Consider the following 19,038-nt stretch of genomic DNA (forward strand, 5'->3'; position numbering starts at 1 on the left):
TTTGAAAATTTTAGAATGTCTTAATTTGAAAATAATGGTCCTTTTCTGAAATTGGAGAGGATCATTATTGCTTTAGCCTCTATCTTTTATCAGGGTCAAAAATTGCAATTTTCGACATTGATCTTAAAAGGAAACTCTTTTCATCCAATCTCCATAGCATTTTTGACTGGTAGTTAAAATTCGGTACATTTGCAGCCCTTTATATGTTGAGAATATTAAACACCGGCTGATTTATGAATGGAAAAAAAGTAGCTTTTTATACACTTGGATGTAAACTAAATTTCTCAGAAACTTCAACTATTGCCCGCTCTTTTAAACAAGAAGGTTTTGACCGTGTAGATTTTTCCGAAGAAGCCGATATTTATGTAATCAATACCTGCTCGGTTACCGATAATGCAGACAAGCGTTTTAAAACTATTGTAAAACAGGCGCAAAAGGTTAATGAAGATGCCTTTGTTGTTGCCGTTGGCTGCTATGCCCAGCTTAAACCTGAAGAACTTGCAGCCGTAGATGGCGTGGATCTTGTTTTAGGGGCTACAGAAAAATTTAAAATAACCGATTATCTTAATGACCTCACGAAAAATGATTTTGGTGAGATTCATTCCTGCGAAATTCAGGAAGCCGATTTTTACGTGGGTTCATATTCTTTCGGCGATCGTACAAGGGCTTTTTTAAAGGTTCAGGATGGTTGTGATTATAAATGCACTTATTGCACAATCCCGCTGGCCCGTGGAATCTCCCGAAGCGATAAGCTTGAAAATGTTTTGAAAAATGCTACTGAAATTTCAGCAAAAGGAATTAAAGAAATTGTACTCACCGGAGTGAATATTGGTGATTACGGGAAAGGGGAATTTGGGAATAAGAAACATGAGCATACTTTTCTGGATTTGGTGAAATCTCTGGATAAAGTAGAGGGGATTGAACGCTTGCGCATTTCTTCCATAGAGCCCAACCTTTTGAAGAATGAAACTATAGATTTTGTGTCTTCAAGTACTACTTTTGTGCCGCATTTCCATATTCCGTTGCAGAGTGGGAGCAATGATATTCTGAAGGCTATGCGCCGCAGGTATATGCGGGAACTTTATGTAGACAGGGTGCAACAGATAAAAACTGTGATGCCTGATGCCTGCATTGGGGTGGATGTGATTGTTGGTTTTCCAGGCGAAACCGAGGAGCATTTTCTGGAAACTTATAATTTTCTGAATGAGCTTAATATTTCTTATTTACACGTTTTTACCTATTCTGAAAGGGACAATACTCCGGCTGCGGAGATGAAAGAAGTGGTTTCAAAAAAAATAAGAAAGAAAAGAAGTAAAATGCTGCGGGGTCTTTCAGCTAAAAAGAGAAGAGCTTTTTATGAAAGCCAGATAGGGAATACAGCTACCGTGCTTTTTGAAGGCGAAAATAAAAAGGGCTACATCCATGGTTTTACTGAAAATTACGTAAAAGTAAAAGCACCCTGGGATCCTTCCCTGGTAAATACATTGCACGAAATTGAGTTAAAAGAAATTGATGAAGACGGTCTGGTGCGGTTTGAATTTCTGCACGAACCGCATCCAGTTGCTGTTTAAATATTTATACCCACAGGAAGAAGGTCTTTATATTTTCTACGGTTCCTGCGCATAAATTTTGCGATTTCCGGACTGGTAGGCATTACCCGTGTATTGCGTTCTTTTATTTCATTAAGAACTGCTTCAATAAAAGATTCCAAATATCCTTCATTCCGAAGATGTTCAGACATGTGAACTTTTGTAAGAAAAATCTTTTTCTCCTGCTGAGAATACTCGATAGTAGTGAGTTCATCATTTATTGTAGTTTCAAACTGTCTAAGAAATTCATTATCTGTAATCTTTAGCTCATCATTCATATTATATAGAATTAAATTAAAAAATGAAAGGTTATGAAAAATCAATAGTTTGGAAATTTTTCCTTCAACTACGGAAGCCGAATATTCTAATGTTCAACAGCATTAGAAAGCATTAAATACCTGTACCTTAGCTTCAAAATATATACCAAATTTTAAAGGATTGTTAAACCAGGAGGCAATTTTGAAGAGTACTTCCCCAATTTAATAAGAAACCTGCAGCTTTAAAAGCACTTGTAGCTCTATTTGCTATATGAATGGAAAAAATATTACTAAAACTTATAATTAATTTTGTTGAAGATAATTATCTCCGGCTCTTGTATTAGCACACAAAATTGCCTTAATTTTGATGCTGACTTCAGCAGGTTTCTGAATAATATTATAAATGACTGTTAAGAAAGAGATTTTGCATGTATATTTTATGCCTGGAATGGCGGCCAATTCTTCTATTTTTGAGCATATTAAACTTCCACATGATCAATTTCAGGTTCATTATTTAAAATGGAGTATTCCTGAAGAGGGAGAGTCTTTAAAAGATTATGCCCTTAGGATGAATAAATTCGTGAAGCATAAAAATCCGGTACTTATTGGAGTTAGTTTTGGCGGGGTTGTTGTTCAGGAAATGAGTAAGTATCTGGAAGTTTACCGCTTGATAATAATTTCCAGTGTAAAGTGCAGGGCCGAGTTACCTAAAAGAATGAGATTTGCAGCAAAAACCGGTATCTTCAGGCTTCTTCCGGTTGGATTATTGGATTTTGTTGATCATTTTGAAAAAATTGCGGTAGGCAATTTTCTAAAGAAAAGAGCAAAACTATACCGTCAATACTTATCAATTCGTGATAAGCGTTATCTTAGGTGGGCAATTGAAAATATGGTAGTTTGGAATTGTAACGAAGCCAATGACAAAGTGATCCATATTCATGGTGATAAAGATGTAATTTTCCCTATAAGGTACATTCAGAATTATATTAATGTAAAAGGCGGCACTCATGTAATGATCATAAACCGTTTCCGGTGGTTTAATAAACACCTGCCGGAAATAATACTGAAAGGAGAAATTGTAAAAAATAAGTAATGTAATACTATGAAATATTTAAAGAAAGGCCTTATAATCATCGGAATTTTAACTGTTTGTGCGTTGAGTATTAATGCTGTACAGGATTTTCCTATTGATGCCCTTGAAGGAGTACAACAGGATTCTGTTAGTAATAAAAATGTGGCCTTAAATTATCGTATTAAAGCTTTAAAGGTTCCTGAGAATATTGAATTTGCCGGAGAATCGGTTCCTCTGGAAGACCCGGATGTTTATGAAAGGCTGGACAGGGAGTTGCTGGTAAATACTTACTGGCAATCCAACGCTTTGCTGTTAATGAAAAGAGCGCATAAATATTTCCCTGTTATCGAACCCATCCTGGAAGAGGAAGGGGTTCCAAATGATCTTAAATATATCGCGGTAATAGAAAGTGGTCTTACCCAGGCAGTTTCTCCTGCACGGGCTATTGGCTTTTGGCAAATAATGGAAGGTACCGGAAAAGATTACGGACTGGAAATTAATAATAATGTAGATGAGCGCTACAATATTGAAAAATCAACCAGAGTTGCTGCGGAGTATTTGAAGAGAGCCAAAGAAAAATTCGGAAACTGGACCCTGGCGGCATCGGCCTATAATGCCGGAAATGCTGGAATTGCAAGACAACTTGAACGCCAGGAAGTTTCAGATTACTATGATTTACTTTTAGGAGAAGAAACAGGACGTTACGTCTTCAGGCTTTTGGCATTGAAGGAAATAATGACTGCGCCAGAAAAATACGGTTTTGTGTTTGAAGAAGAAGATCTTTACCAGCATATTCCCACTTATAAAGTTGAAGTTGATACGGTAGTCCGTAACTTTCCCGGTTTTGCTAAAAAATTCGGGATCAATTATAAAACCCTGAAGATTCACAATCCATGGTTAAGGGATGATCATTTAAACAATGCTTCCCGAAAAGAATATAAAATAGATATTCCTGAAAAAGGCTACTATCCTGAACTTAAATAACCGGTTTATTGCGGCAAATGAAGAATATTTGCCATTTTTGCCACTGGGGAAGTATCCATTAGGTAGCTGGAAATACCTTCTTCTATAGAATTGTAATTCAGATCGTATGATTTTTTTTCTGAAGCATTGTATGGAAGAAAAATGCTCCTTCTAATATCCATTATTTTTTTGTCTTTTGAGATAAGAAAACATGTAGGTAAGCCCAGAGAATGTTTAAGGGTTTTTATTATAAAAGGATCGTTATTTTTTCTTTCATCTATATAAACCACAAAAACATTACTATTAAATTCCTTAGCAATTTTTTTTGCTGTACTGGCTTTATCCCAGAAAAGTACTACGAATTTTACTTTATCCTGATATTTATCGGCGAGTTTATTAATGGCTGGAATTTCCCCTTTTTCCGGTACGCACCATGAGGCATAAGTAATAAGGTATAACGGCTTGTCAAATTCATATAGACGAACCGGCCTTTTGTTTAATTTATAAAATTTAAAATTATCTATGTACGTACTCCTGAGGCAATTTTTTACAAGGGAGTCAAAAAGAAACCTGCCTCGTTCATAATCATTGAAACGATAAGCTGTTCTAGCTTTGCTTTCATATTTTGGCAAATGCTCATAAAGGGCCTGGGAGAAATAGATTTTTTTACTATCCTCATCTTGTGATTGGGCGCAAAACCCGGAAATAAGAAGAAACAAAAGTAAATATTTCCTCATGCAGGTGCTCTTTAGTTCTATAAAGATACACCCGGGAAAAGTGTGAGGGAAATATACTCGTTAAAGGGTTAAAATACTGGCTAAAGGAATAATACCCTCTTAAAAACATTAGGAATTACAGCATTAAATCTTTTTCATTTGCTGTTTCATCATTTTAATCTGATCTTTCAGCATTCCGTGTTTATCAAGTTTTTTAGCTTCGCCAAGAAGGTTGGTAGCTTCCCTTTTTCTTCTCTTCGTCATGGCTATTCCTGCAAGGTTTAGTTTTGCCATTGCCAGGTCCTGAGACATCGAAAGCCCCAAACGTATAGCTTTTTTAAAATATTTTTCAGCCTGGGTTATATTGGTTTGGGAAAGCATTAATCCATGTAAATACCAGTAATACCCCTGTTGCTTTTGAGTAAGAGCAGATTCCGGGTTTTTAATTTTATCCAGCCACTTCTTAGCCCCTGGAAAATCCTGTTTCCGCAGTTTTAGAAATGCTAATAAAATCATCTCGTTCTTAAAATACAGGAACACAAAAATTCCGGCTAATAATAGGAGAGCAATTCCATTACCTATATTGGCTTCAAAGAATTGCCAGAAGGCCCATATTATTATTAATCCGGCTAAAACTAATTTGATATTTTTATTAAACATGTTTCTCTTTGTTTTGCAGGCGGCAAAGGTAATAAAAACAATTAAAAATTATTTTAATTTAGTGTTTGTAGGAGTTAAAAAGCTTCGTATATTTGCCCGCAGTTTTAAGGACTGCTTTTAAAAGATTTCACAGAAGATTAAAGATATTTAAAATGAAAAGAACGTTTCAACCATCTAAGAGAAAAAGAAAAAACAAGCACGGCTTTAGAGAGCGTATGGCTAGTGTGAACGGTAGAAAAGTCCTGGCGAGAAGAAGGGCCAAAGGCAGAAAAAAACTATCTGTATCTTCTGAAAACAGACACAAACACTAATGATTTTTAGTATCGAAAATAATAAAGGTGTTACTTTTTAAGTAACGCCTTTTTTTATATCCAATAGCTTCTTATTTTTATAATCAAATAACCCAGAAAATGCCCAAAAATAAAAACCTTAAAAGTATTTTAATAATAGGCTCGGGTCCAATTGTAATTGGCCAGGCCTGTGAATTTGATTATTCCGGAACACAAGCACTTCGTTCTTTGCGTGAAGATGGAGTGGAAACTATATTGATAAATTCCAATCCGGCAACCATCATGACCGACCCCTCCATGGCAGATCATGTATATCTTAGACCACTTACCACTAGGTCTATTGTGGAAATCTTAAAAAAGCATCCCGGCATAGATGCGGTCCTTCCTACAATGGGAGGCCAGACCGCGCTCAATTTATGTATAGAAGCTGATGAAAAAGGAATCTGGCAAGATTTTGGGGTAAAACTTATAGGAGTAGATATTGATGCCATTAATATTTGTGAGGATCGTGAGAAGTTTAAGCAGCTTATGGGAAAAATTGGTGTTCCTGTTGCTCCGGCTAAAACAGTAACCTCTTACCTGCAGGGAAAAGAAGTTGCTCAGGAATTTGGTTTTCCACTGGTGATCCGGGCATCTTTTACTCTTGGTGGAGGCGGTGCAGGTTTTGTTCATCGCCAGGAAGATTTTGAGGAAATGTTAACCTATGGTCTGGAAGCTTCTCCAATTCATGAAGTTTTAATAGATAAGGCTTTACTGGGATGGAAGGAGTATGAGCTTGAATTGCTGCGGGACAGGAATGATAATGTGGTTATTATTTGTACCATAGAAAATATGGATCCTATGGGAATCCATACCGGTGATTCCATTACCGTTGCACCTGCCATGACGCTTAGTGACACTGCATTCCAGAGAATGCGTGACCTTGCAATTAAAATGATGCGGAGTATTGGCGACTTTGCCGGTGGATGTAATGTTCAGTTTGCGGTAAGCCCCGATGAAAAAGAAGAAATCTATGCCATAGAAATTAATCCAAGGGTTTCCCGTTCTTCTGCCCTGGCCTCCAAAGCTACCGGTTATCCTATTGCCAAAGTGGCAACAAAGCTGGCAATGGGTTATAATCTTGATGAGCTGGAAAATCAAATTACTAAAACCACTTCAGCATTATTTGAACCTTCTCTTGATTATGTGATAGTAAAAATCCCACGCTGGAATTTTGACAAATTTGAAGGTAGTGAGCGCACCCTCGGCCTTCAGATGAAATCTGTAGGGGAAGTAATGGGGATTGGGCGCTCTTTTCAGGAAGCATTGCATAAAGCCACCCAGTCTCTTGAAATCAAAAGAAATGGATTGGGAGCTGACGGAAAGGGCTACACCAAGTACGACGAAATTATAGATAAGCTTACCCACGCAAGCTGGGACAGGGTTTTTGTAATTTATGATGCCATTCAGGCGGGTATTCCGCTAAGTCGCATTCATGATATTACAAAAATCGATATGTGGTTCCTGAAGCAGTACGAAGAACTTTTCGCGCTGGAAATAGAAATTTCAAAATATAATATTAATACGCTTCCCAAAGATATTTTTCTTGAAGCCAAGCAAAAAGGTTTTGCCGACAGGCAGATTGCTTTTATGCTGAAATGCCTGGAAAGTGAAGTATATAATAAACGGGAAGAGCTCGGGATAAACAGGGTCTATAAACTGGTTGATACCTGTGCGGCAGAATTTAAAGCGGAAACACCTTATTATTATTCAACTTTTGAAGCTGAAATAGAAACGGCTGACGGTAAAAAATATGTTTCCAACGAAAGCATTTCCAGTGATAAAAAGAAAATTGTAGTTCTCGGTTCCGGCCCAAACAGGATTGGCCAGGGGATAGAATTTGATTACAGTTGCGTACATGGTGTTCTTGCTGCTGCAGAATGCGGTTATGAAACCGTGATGATCAATTGTAATCCTGAAACTGTTTCTACAGATTTTGATATTGCCGATAAACTTTATTTTGAACCGGTTTTCTGGGAACATATTTATGATATTATACGGCATGAAAATCCCGAAGGCGTGATAGTACAGCTGGGGGGGCAAACTGCCCTTAAACTGGCTGAAAAACTGGATCGCTACGGAATAAAAATTATGGGTACCAGTTTTAAAGCATTGGATTTAGCAGAAGACCGCGGAAGCTTTTCCCGATTGCTGCAGGATAATGATATTCCTTATCCTGAATTTGGCACTGCTGAAAATGCCGAAGAAGCACTTGCCCTTGCCGATGAGCTGGATTTTCCAATCCTGGTCCGGCCTTCTTATGTTCTTGGTGGCCAGGGGATGAAAATTGTAATTAATAAACAGGAGCTGGAAGAAACGGTTGTAGATTTACTTAGAAAAATACCCAATAATAAACTGCTGCTGGACCATTATCTTGATGGTGCCATTGAGGCTGAAGCCGATGCCATTTGTGATGGGGAAGATGTTTACATTATAGGTATAATGGAGCATATAGAACCTTGCGGAATACATTCCGGAGATTCCAATGCGTTATTGCCCCCGTTCACTCTTGGTGACCTGGTAATGCAACAGATTAAAGATCATACCAGGAAAATTGCTGTTGCCTTAAACACCGTGGGGCTTATAAATATACAGTTTGCTATTAAAGATGAGCAGGTTTATATTATAGAAGCCAATCCAAGGGCTTCCAGAACAGTGCCTTTTATCGCCAAGGCTTATAAGGAACCTTACGTAAATTATGCTACCAAGGTTATGTTAGGAGAGAAAAAGCTGAAGGATTTTAATTTTAACCCCCAGCTGGAAGGTTATGCCATAAAACAACCAGTATTCTCTTTTAATAAATTCCATAAAGTAAATAAACAGCTTGGTCCTGAAATGAAAAGTACCGGTGAAAGTATTTTGTTTATTGACAGTTTAAAAGATGATGCTTTTTACGACCTGTATTCAAGGCGTAAAATGTACCTTAGCAAATAATTGGCTTAAAGCCCAATGTTATATGTGTTAGATAATAATAAAGGCTGCTCATTCGGGCAGCCTTTATTATTATCTAATCTTAATTCTAGATTAGTCTTTACTCAGTTTTAAAATCTGAACAGAATTTTTTCCATCTGTAGATTTCCAGAGTTGTTCTTTCTTTTTATTGGTAACCATTATCCATGTCTTGTCAAATTCTGAATCTTCGGTAGGATTTTTACTGGTGATGGTCATCAGATCATCCCCCTGCATAATCCATTTAAAATCCTGCACATCACTAAATTCACTCTGGAACATATTATATTCAACGTTTTTTTCCCCGGTTCCGTTTTTGTTAATCACCAGTTTTCCCGCATTCCGGGTAGTAAAGTTCTGACCTTTCTGGTTATCTACCTCATAACGGTCAATATTCCAGGTTCCTACTACATTTGGACTACAGCTAATAATAAGTAAGGAACAAAACACGCCGATAAATAAAACTTTTTTCATAACTATTTATTTTTGTCTCAATATACTATAAATTGCATCTTTTAATATGATCTAAGGCCTTTTAGCCTAAATTTTTCACTAAATATTAGCAGATGAAAGAATTGGTTTTAACATTTGGAGGTGTTTATGGAGCACTGGGAGTAGTATTTGGAGCTTTTGGTGCACATGCACTAAAAAAGCGACTAAATGAAGATCAATTGAAAAGTTTTGAAACAGGCGTAAAATACCAGATGTACCATGCGTTGATATTGATAATTTCCGGAATTGTATTTCCGTTTCTCACCTTGGGGCAGGAATGGGCTGCCTGGTGCTTCATCATAGGGGTGTTTCTCTTCTCTTTTAGTATTTACGGATTGGTTCTTACTGATGCAGCCGGTAAAAAATGGAAATTTTTAGGTCCTGTAACTCCGCTGGGAGGTTTACTGCTCATAATTGGCTGGATTCTTTTTACTGTAAATATAGTAAGTGTAGCTGTTTACCTGAATATTTAATTAACCCCGCAATTGGTTCTTTTCAATCTAAAATTTTCATCAAATTTCACTGCTGAAGGATTTACAAAAGTCACTTTACCATCGGTCTCTTTCATTTCTGCATATCCTTCTGTTATTGAGGTTTTCTCTTTTAAAAAAACCACATCCCGTACAGACTCTTTTCCTTCCGAATTAAAATAGTATTCCGCAAAAAGTGTATCTCCTCTCATTTCTCCAACAATTTGTCCGTTATTTTTGTCTTTTTCAGCGAGGTGATACATAAGATAACCCGTAACCTGGTCACCGGTTATTTCCAGTCCAAGATTTATAGTATCATTATTTTGAGCGTAAAGAAAGCATTGTTTTTGAGGAATTGATTCATTTTCTTCAACAATAACGGGAGAAGTTTGATTTGTTTCCTTCTGTTCTTCTTTTTTCTCTTTGCATGACCAGAAAAAAGCTGAACAAATGATGAAGCCGAGGAGCTTTGTCTTCATTTTTAAATTTTTAATAAAGATAAAGGATTCTAAAAAAGTATATAATTAGAATGAAAAATTATTTGATTATCCTTTACTGGTAAAAATCCTTTTTGGGATATTGTTTAACTTGTTTCAGCATCTCATTAGAATCAAAAAATAATTATTTGATAATACCTGTATCGAGTTTTGGATAAAGATAGATTTATGATAATATGGAATTATTGCGTAAATCCGGAACCCTCTCTTTTACGGTAATTTTCTGCAAAATATGCAATAATTAGTAACTGGATGGAATGGTAGAGCATAATAGGTAGCAGTAGGAGACCTGTTCCCGCTGCGCTTCCAAAAATAACCTTCACCATAACAGAGCCGTGTACCAACGATTTTTTTGTTCCGCAGAACTGGGTGGCTATTTTATCCTTAATATCAAAATTAAGAGCATTACAGAGGGTATTTAGACCAAAATAAATTATCAAAAAGAAAAGTACGATTAATGCAAACAATTTAATCAAATCCCCAGCAGATACTGTATTGAAAAGATTTGAAGTAAAAGAGTTGCTGAAGCTGGAATAAATTATAAGAATGATGGTGGACTTATCTATTAAACCTAGTTTTTTGCTGTGTTTTTGTGCAAAATCTCCAAGAAATTTCTGAAAAAATAAACCCAGCCCCAATGGCAGGATAATTTGCAAAAATAATTTTAAAAGTACGTTGGTAAATTCAAAATTTGTTGAATGACTTAAGAAAATTCCTAACCAGAGGGGAGTGGCAAAAATGCCAATTAATCCCGAGAGGCTGGCATTAAATATAGCTGTTGGGATATTTCCCCTGGCAATGGCCACCATAACAACAGATGAGGAAACCGTTGAAGGCAATGTGGCAAAAAAGAAGAGGGAGATCCATAATTGAGAAGAAGTTCCCGCTTCAAATAATGGCAGGCATAACAGGGCCAGCAATGGGAAAATTACAAATGTTGTCACCTGGATTACCATATGAGAATGGTAATTTTTGAGTCCTGTCTTAAATTCTGCAGGCGATAATTTTAATCCGTAGAAAAAGAAAATCAGGCCAATCCCAATATCGGTAATGATTTTTAAAGGAAAAATTTCTATTCCCTGCGGAAAAAAATAAGCAATAAAAATAGCCGCAAAAATGGATACTATAAACCCGTTAAACTTCAATTACCTTTCAATTTTTACGTTATCCAGTTCCTGAATGTGCAGGTATTCTTCAGAAATAAAATCGGTATCATGAAATTCCTGTTTTCTGTTTTTTTTCATGACTTTTCTTCTAAGGCTTTTTGCAAAACGTCTTATATCATCATCTGTTTTAAGAATAAGGCCGGGCACTTGTACAGATTTTCCTTTGCTGTCTTTGGCCACCATGGTGATATGTGAAGAGTTGCAATGTTTCTTTTCCCCGGTCTGTATTGTTTCAGCTTCCACACGAATCCCAATTACCATAGAGCTGTTTCCTACATAGTTCACAGAAGCCTTCATGGTCACCAATTCGCCAATTTCAATAGGACTTAGAAAATCTACGGTATCCACACTGGCTGTAACACAATAGGTTTGCGAATGCTTGGATGCACAGGCAAAAGCAATCTGGTCCAGCAGGGAAAGGATATAGCCTCCATGGATTTTACCGTTAAAATTAGAATGGGAGGGTAGCATTAATTCTGAAATTACTACCTGAGACTCCTCAATAGTCTTAAATTTTTTGATCATAATTTATCTGTCTCTAAAATGTGGGGATTGTGCTTCTCTAACTTCGGTTATAAAATATTTAGTATCACCCCAAAAGAAAAATGTGCTATATCTTTCAATATAGGTGAGCTTTACGTAATTCCCTTCGTTCTCCTGGAGTTGCCGTATCAGGTCTTCTTTATTATCCAGTATCGAAAACTGAAAAATCTGAGCACCGCTTATTCCCTGGCTAATTTCTCCTTCCCAGGTTTTTGAAATCACCCCTTTTTTGCTGAATTTAATAAGTTCTCCACTCCTGGTGCCTTCGCTGTAGGGTACGTAATAAACAAATGCAAAGTATGCTATAAATAGTAAGAATATGCTTCCTAATATAATGTATAAGGTTTTCTTCATTTTAGATGTTTTTATAGAGAATCTGCATGAATTCTTCAATTTTTGAAGGCTGCAACCATCTGGTAACAATTACAAGGTTATTCTTCTGGTCAACAATAATAAAATTCCCCCCGAAGCCTGCAGCATAGAAAATATTTTCATCTATGTTTTCCCATTGCCGCGGCCCGTCTGCATTTAACCACCACATATAGCCGTAATTTGTATTAGCTTTTGATGGCTGTACAGCTTCTTTTATGAGTTCCTCGGAAATTAGCTGATTTCCCTCCCATTTACCGTTGTTCATAAATAGCAAGCCAAATCTGGCCATGTCCCTGGTATTAATAAACATGCCGCCGCCGGAATGGCCACCACCACTTACCGATTGCATTTTAAGGCCGTCTATGGTGGTCCAGGAATCTTTGTACCCATACCAGCGCCATTTTGTAGATGCTCCTATAGGATCCATAATTTCCTCTTTTAGAACCTTAGGAAGTGGCTTTCGGAAAACATTAAGCAATGAATAAGCAAGCACGTTTACCCTAACATCATTATATTTAAAATAAGTCCCGGGCTCATGTAATTCTCTCTCGCGCCATTCATCTATATTTTTATCTGAAGGTGGGCGGTCTGCCCAGTCGTAAGAGCCCCAGAGTTCGCCACTCCAGTCCGAATTTTGCTCCAGCAGGTGTTTCCAGGTAATCTTGCTGTTGTGCGGTCCTTCAAAGGTATCATCCCAAAGATAATTTCCCGCTTTATCATTTACATCAGTAATAAGATTTTGCTGAAGCGCGAGCAGGGCAGTAGTTGAAAGGAAACTTTTGGTAACGCTAAAGGTCATATCAACTCTTTCGGTGTCTCCCCATTCTGCAACTATATAGCCGTTTTTAATGATGATCCCGGCCGGTCCACCACGTTTTTTGGTAGGACCTAAAATTTTGTGGTAAGGTTCACTTTGGAAACCTTTTAGAATAGCCTGCCGTAAATCTCTGGACTCGGAATATTCATTGTCCTGAGCAAATTCAATTGCTTCTGCAAAATCCAGTTGGTATGCTGTAGCTTCTTTTGTTTCCCATTCTCCTTCTGGCGGAAAATAAGATTCCTGTGCAGAAAATGGCAGAGTAAACAGAAAAATTAAAAATAAGCTGAGGATCGTGGTTTTATTTTCCATCTATTGCAGGTTGTTTCTTTCATTGATGTTGTCCTCAGGCTCTACCCGAGCTTTATTAAGCCATTTATGAGAAATTTTTTGCTTTGGCGAAATACCAAGGCTTTCCAGCTTAGCTATATCTTTAATCAGGTTTTGTTGCCCGGTAAGCTTTTTCATTGCACCGTTGTAAGCCGAAGAAGTTGATTTGAGCCTACTACCAACCACCTCCAGTTCATCCAGTAAAATCTTAAATTTATGGTAAAGTGAAGCGGCATGACTGGCAATTTCCAGGGCATTTTGCTGTTGTTTTTCATTGCTCCAAATAGTATCTATAGTTCTAAGGGTAGAAAGCAAGGTAGTAGGGCTTACCAATAAAATATTTTTCTGAAAAGCAGTGTAGAAAAAGGAATTATCCATTTCCTGCGCAAGATAAAGCGCAGGTTCCACAGCCACAAACATTAGTACGAAATCCGGCGAACTACTGCCGTGTAAATCTTCATATTTTTTAGAGCTTAGTTGTAAAATATGATTGTTTAAAGATTTAAGATGATCTTTCAGGTGCCGGCTTTTAGAATTGTCATCCTCTGTATTTACATATTTTTCATAAGCCGATAAAGAAACTTTAGAATCAATGACCATCTTTTTATCATTTGGAAGGTGAATTACCACATCTGGCAAAACTTTATTACCGTCTTCATCTTTGTATGCCTTCTGAATAAAATATTCCCTGTCTTTTTCCAGTCCCGATTTTTCCAGTACCCGTTCTAAAATTAATTCTCCCCAGTTTCCCTGGGTTTTATTTTCACCTTTTAACGCCTTTGTGAGATTATTGGCTTCCTCACTAATTTTTAAATTTTGTTTATTTAAGACCTGCAGATATTTTCCCAGTTCGGCATGGCGGGAAATAAAGTCGTCATTGTTTTTGCTGACTTTCTCTTCAAAAGTTTTAATTTTTTCCTGAAGCGGATTCAGGATGTTTTGGATATTTTCTTTGTTAAGTGAAGTGAATTTTTTAGACTTCTGTTCAAGGATTTTATTGGCGAGATTTTCAAACTGAATGCTGAATTTCTCCTGAAGGTTTTCCAGCTCTTTTTTTTGCTCCTTTTGCCGCTCCAGGAGGTGATCAAAATCAGCATTTTTACGCGTGAGTTCGTGGCTAAGGTTTTCCTTTTCCCTTCGTATTGTTTCCCGCTGCTTTTCTACCTCTGCTAATTTTATTAGCAATTCTTCTTTAGCTTCTTTTGAACTGTTTTTTACTTCATTTAAGTTGTTGGAATTCAAATAATTTAATTCTTTTATATGAAGTGTTTGTTGACTTAATTTTTCCTGAAGTAAGCTTTCTTTTTTGCCAGATTTTAAACGTGTAATAAAGCTTCCGAGGATGATTCCGAAGAAAAGGGCAATGAAAAAAATGGTGGAAAATAAGATAATTTCATCCATGCGGGAGTGGCTATTTATTCCAAAGATAATTAATTGAATTTATCCTGATAATATTATACAATTTAATCCCTTACAGGGTGCTAATTTTCTATAAGATATCCAGAAATTCTTTAGCAAATTTTCTGGTTTATCACTCCTTTTTACACTTGTTGATTTAGGATTTAATCCTGAAGGAAGCCGTCTCCGGATCAAAAAAAATAATGTCTGAGGGAAAAATTCCGGAGAAAGAATTAGCCTTTAATAACTCTTCCGGAGAACCAATTTCTACTTTACCGGGCTGCATCAAAATAATCTTATCACATAACTGGATGGCAAGATTAATCTCATGTGAGGCAAAAACAATTGCTTTATTGGTTTTGCGTGTAAGGTCCTTCAACAGTTTTAAAACATAGGCTTTGTGATAAAGGTCCAGGTGCGTGGTGGGCTCATCTAAAATTACCAGCGGAGTATCTTGGGCAAGTGCTCTGGCGATAAGAACTTTTTGCATCTGCCCATCGCTTAATTCGTAACATTTCTTATCCTGTAGCTCCTCAATATTTACCAGTTTTAATGTGGAAATAATTTGGCGAAGGTCGTTTTTACTGAGTTTTCCAATCCAATTAGTGTATGGCTGCCTTCCCAGCGCCACAAGTTCAAAAACACTCAAATTTTTTGAAATCGGCTGTTCGGTTAATACCAGGCTTATGAGAGAGGCCAGTTCAATATTTTCAATCTTATTGATTTCGATATTTTTGGAAAACACTTTTCCTGATAAAGGTTGTTGAATTCCGCTAAGCGTCCTTAAAAAAGTAGATTTTCCAATGCCGTTAACCCCAATTACTGCTACCAGTTCTCCTTCGCTTATTGTAATATCTACCCCGGAAGCAATTACCCGATTGCGATTCTTTTGCGTATAACCAATGCTTAGATTTTCGGTCTTTAGAATATGTGCAACAGGTTTTTTCAAAACAGGAATTTTCGTTTTCTTACCAGTAACCAAATGACTACCGGCGCGCCAATAAGGGAAGTTATAGCGTTAATGGGTAAGGTAAATTCACTTCCCGGCAGTTGTGCGGCAATATCGCAAATGAGCATTAAAGTGGCACCACCCAGAATTACCGCCGGCACCAGGATACTATGATTGTTTACCGGTAATATTTGACGAATTAAATGCGGCACCGCCAGGCCAACAAAAGCTATAGGGCCGGCAAAAGCAGTTATGCTTCCTGCCAGCAAACTTGTGGCAATGATAATTTTTAGACGATTCTGCTGAATACTCATCCCGAGACTTTTGGCGTATTGTTCTCCCAGAAGTAAGGTATTTAGGTTTTTGATACAGGAAACAGCCAGGGTAATTCCAATTATCCAAAATATCGAGAGAATTCCCACTTCTGGCCAGGAAAGATTTCCCAGGCTGCCAAAGGACCAGAAAATGTATTGCTGCAAATCTTCTGCCGGGCTAAAATAGGAAAGTACACTTACAACAGCTGCGGTAAGGCTGGCAAACATTAATCCTATAATTAAAATGGCCATAGTATCCCGTAGGCGTATTGAAGCAAGCATAACAGCCATTAACACAAGCAGGCTTCCTAAACTGGAGGCTATCACCAGACTCCATTTGGAAAGCAGCAGGGCAGCAAAAGAAGCTCCGAAAACAGAAGCGCCCATAATTACAATGGCCACACCTAAACTCGCTCCGCTACTCAGTCCAAGTACATACGGACCCGCCAGGGGATTGCGAAACAAGGTTTGCATAAGCAGCCCGCTAATGGCCAGGCCAGAACCGGTAATTATTGCTGTAAATGCTTTTGGAAGCCGGTACTCTACTATAATATAGCGATAGGTTTCCCTGCTAACCTCTCCGTTAAAAATGGAAGCGATGATATCCTTTGGAGGAATGTTTACAGAACCCAGGCTGATGTTTAACAAGATTAAAGTCAGCATTCCCAGGAAGAGAAGAAGAAGCAGTAGCAAATATTTTTTAGATGATTGCAATTAGGTGATTTTTCCGCGCAAATATCTGAATATAAAACCTAATTGCTAAAAGATATCCAGAAGAATAAGCAGGTTTTCCTTTACCTTCTGTGCTATTGAAGTTGGTATTTCTCCACTCTTTTTAGTAAGTCTGGTATTGTCTATTGCTCTTAACGGGTCTATCATTATATCACAATCTCAATTTAGATTAGCTGTACCTTTCGGCTAATGTAACCTTAGAACCTCGGTGTCTTTTTGAATATTAGAGGTAATTGGACATATAATAGTAGATGGGTGGCCAGCCTTATTAAGTAGATTTGTCTGTAAAATTATAACCGGCCTTAATTTTCCGGCCTCTGTTCCAATTCGGGGATTTAAATCTGCTATCCAAATTTCGAATTGATTAATCGGCATAATCAATTTCCTCAAAATCCTTGAGAACATTCATAGAGTCTTCTCTCACAAGATAAGACTCTTTTTGAAGTTTTTTCTCGAGTAACTTTCTGTTTTGAATTTTATTATAAAATTGAATGGCTTCTATAAAATATTGATTCCGGGACTTTTGTAGTCCATCAAGAAGCTCTTCAGTTTCACTATAAATATTTTCATCAATCTCAATGGAATTTTTTTTCATTTTGAAAATTCTTGTACCTAAAGGTAATTAATTTTCTTTATTGATCTTCCAGGGCTTTAAAAAAGGTTCGCTGATAATCTGGCATTAGGTTGGGATGAAAAATGGAAATAAGGTCTTTTAGAACAAGATCGGGCCGTTGCGGGCCGAGTTCGTAATATACCACGCCTCCGGTTTCTCCTTTTACCAGGCTTACACTATATACATTCCTGTTTTTTACTGCTTCAAATTGGCGGTAATGTTCAGAATCTGCAAAAAGTTCCTCATAGGTAGTAAACTGGCCGGCGCTTATCCAGTACTTTGCACCCTGTGCTTCTGCAAGAACGCTTTCAAAAGAAAGTGCCATGCTGCCGCTTCCCTCGGTTTCAGAATAAATATAATCGGCATTGGCATCTTTTATAAATTCAGCGGTCCAGGAATTTCCGTAAGGCATATACCACTGATCTTTATACATGGAACCGCTTAAAACTTTGGGAGACTCCTTGCCAGTACTTGCCAGTTCCTTTGCATCTTTGTAACTGGTAGCGATTTGGTTAAAAATTTTTTTAGCCTGCTGACTTTTATTAAAAAATGCACCGAAAAACTTTATCCATTCTGCTTTGCCCAGAGGACTTTCTTCTGTCCAGTCTCCATTATAAACTACAGGGATTCCGGTTTTTTGAATGGTTTCAAAAGCAGAATTGTTGCCGTTAATTGCAAAGCCAATAACTACATCGGGTTTCAAATCGATTAAAACTTCAGTGTTAAGATCTTCATTTTTTCCTAATTCTTTAATTTCTCCGGAATTGATCAATTCCCTGGTTTTTACTGAAGAAATAAAGTCCAGGCCCGGAAAACCTTTTAAAGTGGATGTTACTTCCAGAGCTTCCAGAGCCGGAATATGAGTGGTGGAAGTTACCACAATACGCTCTATGGGAACTTCAATTTTTTGATCATACTCCAGGCCGGCAGGAATTTCTGCATCTTCTTCAGCTAAGAGATAGCGGAATTTTTCTTCGGCATTTGGCCAGGGAGTTTTTACTTCAATAATGGAATAATCATCAAATTTTTCTATTTCAAATCCACTGGCATAGGAAATTTCAACCTGTTCTCCCTGAGTAGATTGAATGTCTTCTGCCTTATTTTCTGAATTTTTACATGCGCCTGTAATTACTAGTAATAAAAGAAAAGTGAATTTTTTCAAGAGGAATGTGTTTAAGATTCAAAAGTAAGATTATTATTGAATATCTGAAATCTACAAACCTATCGTTACCCTAAACTCGATTCAGGGTCTCATCATATATGTTATAGGTTTTTAAAGTTGATATAAGATGCTGAAACAAGTTCAGCATGACGTCAGTTAAGGTTTTTATTCCAGGAGGTTTAATACTCCTATACTTGCCTCGTTGGTAAATGTCTAAAGTTCGGAAACGTGTTCCTCCTATGCTCCGTAGGCTTGCCCCGGAGAACTTTTACCAGGAACGAATAATCAAATATTCTTTAAAAATTTAGGCTGACAACAAACATAAATGTTTATTTTCGCACAAAATTTTTGGTTCCGTGCCGGGTTTTCCGGTACGATTAAAAGGGAATCAGGTTGAAGTTAGAAATACGAAATTAGAAGTTAGAAGCAAATTTAGATTACTTCGTACTTCATCTTTCTTACCTCTGACTTCAAACAAGCCTGAGCTGTTCCCGCAACTGTAAGCTTAGTCCAATTGGGATGCTTGTTGTTATCACTTCAAATACCACTGTTCTTTATGAATGGGAAGGTAAACAACAAGACGCGAGCCAGGAGACCTGCCAAAAGCAAACTTTAAAATCGAGACTTTCGGGATAAAAGTCAGAGGCA

21 protein-coding genes and 1 riboswitch are annotated in these 19,038 nt (G+C 37.3%); of the genes, 6 read left to right on the forward strand and 15 right to left on the reverse strand.

Annotated features, from left to right (window positions below):
• The first annotated feature begins 233 nt into the window (after nt 1-233).
• On the forward strand, nt 234-1,571 hold the full coding sequence (gene mtaB, locus RM539_RS06800) for a tRNA (N(6)-L-threonylcarbamoyladenosine(37)-C(2))-methylthiotransferase MtaB (RefSeq protein WP_311502624.1): 1,338 nt from the start codon (nt 234-236) through the stop codon (nt 1,569-1,571).
• Here the strand turns inward: mtaB and RM539_RS06805 are convergent.
• Complete coding sequence (locus RM539_RS06805; protein WP_311502625.1) at nt 1,568-1,867, reverse strand: N-acetyltransferase; 300 nt, start codon at nt 1,865-1,867, stop codon at nt 1,568-1,570. The genes mtaB and RM539_RS06805 overlap by 4 nt on opposite strands.
• A gap of 382 nt (nt 1,868-2,249) precedes the next feature.
• Between RM539_RS06805 and RM539_RS06810 the strand changes: the two genes are divergently transcribed.
• Nucleotides 2,250-2,939 carry an alpha/beta fold hydrolase gene (locus RM539_RS06810; RefSeq protein WP_311502626.1) on the forward strand — a complete coding sequence of 230 codons (690 nt, stop codon included), beginning with the start codon at nt 2,250-2,252 and terminating at the stop codon, nt 2,937-2,939.
• Nucleotides 2,940-2,948: 9 nt separating this feature from the next.
• Nucleotides 2,949-3,902, forward strand: coding sequence for a lytic transglycosylase domain-containing protein (locus RM539_RS06815; RefSeq protein WP_311502627.1), 954 nt, complete (start codon nt 2,949-2,951; stop codon nt 3,900-3,902).
• A gap of 5 nt (nt 3,903-3,907) precedes the next feature.
• Here RM539_RS06815 and RM539_RS06820 read toward each other — a convergent pair whose 3' ends face one another.
• Nucleotides 3,908-4,618: a TlpA family protein disulfide reductase gene (locus RM539_RS06820; RefSeq protein WP_311502628.1), complete on the reverse strand. Its 711-nt coding sequence runs from the start codon at nt 4,616-4,618 to the stop codon at nt 3,908-3,910.
• A 123-nt stretch (nt 4,619-4,741) separates the two neighbouring features.
• The gene (locus RM539_RS06825) at nt 4,742-5,257 is read right to left on the reverse strand and encodes a DUF2892 domain-containing protein (RefSeq protein ID WP_311502629.1); all 516 of its coding nucleotides are present in this window, start codon (nt 5,255-5,257) and stop codon (nt 4,742-4,744) included.
• Between the two features lie 152 nt (nt 5,258-5,409).
• Between RM539_RS06825 and rpmH the strand changes: the two genes are divergently transcribed.
• Both rpmH and carB read left to right on the forward strand, forming a co-directional pair.
• Entirely contained in the window at nt 5,410-5,568 is a 159-nt protein-coding gene (rpmH, locus tag RM539_RS06830; RefSeq protein ID WP_013071475.1) for a 50S ribosomal protein L34, read from the forward strand.
• 99 nt (nt 5,569-5,667) lie between these two features.
• Nucleotides 5,668-8,520, forward strand: coding sequence for a carbamoyl-phosphate synthase large subunit (gene carB, locus RM539_RS06835; protein ID WP_311502630.1), 2,853 nt, complete (start codon nt 5,668-5,670; stop codon nt 8,518-8,520).
• Nucleotides 8,521-8,610: 90 nt separating this feature from the next.
• Here the strand turns inward: carB and RM539_RS06840 are convergent, their stop codons facing one another.
• Nucleotides 8,611-9,009 carry a hypothetical protein gene (locus RM539_RS06840; protein ID WP_311502632.1) on the reverse strand — a complete coding sequence of 133 codons (399 nt, stop codon included), beginning with the start codon at nt 9,007-9,009 and terminating at the stop codon, nt 8,611-8,613.
• Between the two features lie 92 nt (nt 9,010-9,101).
• Between RM539_RS06840 and RM539_RS06845 the strand changes: the two genes are divergently transcribed.
• Nucleotides 9,102-9,500 (forward strand): DUF423 domain-containing protein, encoded by a 399-nt coding sequence (locus RM539_RS06845; RefSeq protein WP_311502633.1) that lies wholly within the window; start codon nt 9,102-9,104, stop codon nt 9,498-9,500.
• Here RM539_RS06845 and RM539_RS06850 read toward each other — a convergent pair.
• The 11 genes from RM539_RS06850 to RM539_RS06895 form a co-directional block, all read right to left on the reverse strand.
• Complete coding sequence (locus tag RM539_RS06850; protein WP_311502634.1) at nt 9,497-9,976, reverse strand: hypothetical protein; 480 nt, start codon at nt 9,974-9,976, stop codon at nt 9,497-9,499. The two genes, RM539_RS06845 and RM539_RS06850, sit on opposite strands and share 4 nt — an antisense overlap.
• Before the next feature lie 200 nt (nt 9,977-10,176).
• On the reverse strand, nt 10,177-11,139 hold the full coding sequence (locus RM539_RS06855; protein ID WP_311502635.1) for a bile acid:sodium symporter: 963 nt from the start codon (nt 11,137-11,139) through the stop codon (nt 10,177-10,179).
• Nucleotides 11,140-11,685, reverse strand: coding sequence for an acyl-CoA thioesterase (locus RM539_RS06860; RefSeq protein ID WP_311502636.1), 546 nt, complete (start codon nt 11,683-11,685; stop codon nt 11,140-11,142).
• Between the two features lie 3 nt (nt 11,686-11,688).
• Entirely contained in the window at nt 11,689-12,057 is a 369-nt protein-coding gene (locus tag RM539_RS06865) for a 6-phosphogluconate dehydrogenase (RefSeq protein ID WP_311502637.1), read from the reverse strand.
• Nucleotide 12,058: 1 nt separating this feature from the next.
• Nucleotides 12,059-13,204, reverse strand: a complete 1,146-nt coding sequence (locus RM539_RS06870) for a serine hydrolase domain-containing protein (RefSeq protein ID WP_311502638.1) — start codon at nt 13,202-13,204, stop codon at nt 12,059-12,061.
• Nucleotides 13,205-14,623, reverse strand: a complete 1,419-nt coding sequence (locus RM539_RS06875; protein WP_311502639.1) for a DNA recombination protein RmuC — start codon at nt 14,621-14,623, stop codon at nt 13,205-13,207.
• 154 nt (nt 14,624-14,777) lie between these two features.
• A complete protein-coding gene (locus RM539_RS06880; protein ID WP_311502640.1) occupies nt 14,778-15,569 on the reverse strand; it encodes an ABC transporter ATP-binding protein in 792 nt (263 codons plus the stop codon).
• On the reverse strand, nt 15,566-16,597 hold the full coding sequence (locus RM539_RS06885) for a FecCD family ABC transporter permease (RefSeq protein ID WP_311502641.1): 1,032 nt from the start codon (nt 16,595-16,597) through the stop codon (nt 15,566-15,568). The genes RM539_RS06880 and RM539_RS06885 overlap by 4 nt, the downstream gene beginning before the upstream one ends.
• Before the next feature lie 204 nt (nt 16,598-16,801).
• Nucleotides 16,802-17,020: a type II toxin-antitoxin system PemK/MazF family toxin gene (locus RM539_RS20075; protein WP_432264614.1), complete on the reverse strand. Its 219-nt coding sequence runs from the start codon at nt 17,018-17,020 to the stop codon at nt 16,802-16,804.
• Nucleotides 16,980-17,210, reverse strand: a complete 231-nt coding sequence (locus RM539_RS06890) for a hypothetical protein (RefSeq protein ID WP_311502642.1) — start codon at nt 17,208-17,210, stop codon at nt 16,980-16,982. Before RM539_RS06890 ends, RM539_RS20075 begins: the two co-directional genes overlap by 41 nt.
• A gap of 37 nt (nt 17,211-17,247) precedes the next feature.
• Nucleotides 17,248-18,390, reverse strand: coding sequence for an ABC transporter substrate-binding protein (locus tag RM539_RS06895; protein WP_311502643.1), 1,143 nt, complete (start codon nt 18,388-18,390; stop codon nt 17,248-17,250).
• 332 nt (nt 18,391-18,722) lie between these two features.
• A riboswitch (cobalamin riboswitch) is annotated at nt 18,723-19,008 on the forward strand.
• The last annotated feature ends 30 nt before the right edge of the window (nt 19,009-19,038 follow it).

The organism is Autumnicola musiva (assembly GCF_031846585.1).
Classification (GTDB): domain Bacteria; phylum Bacteroidota; class Bacteroidia; order Flavobacteriales; family Flavobacteriaceae; genus Autumnicola; species Autumnicola musiva.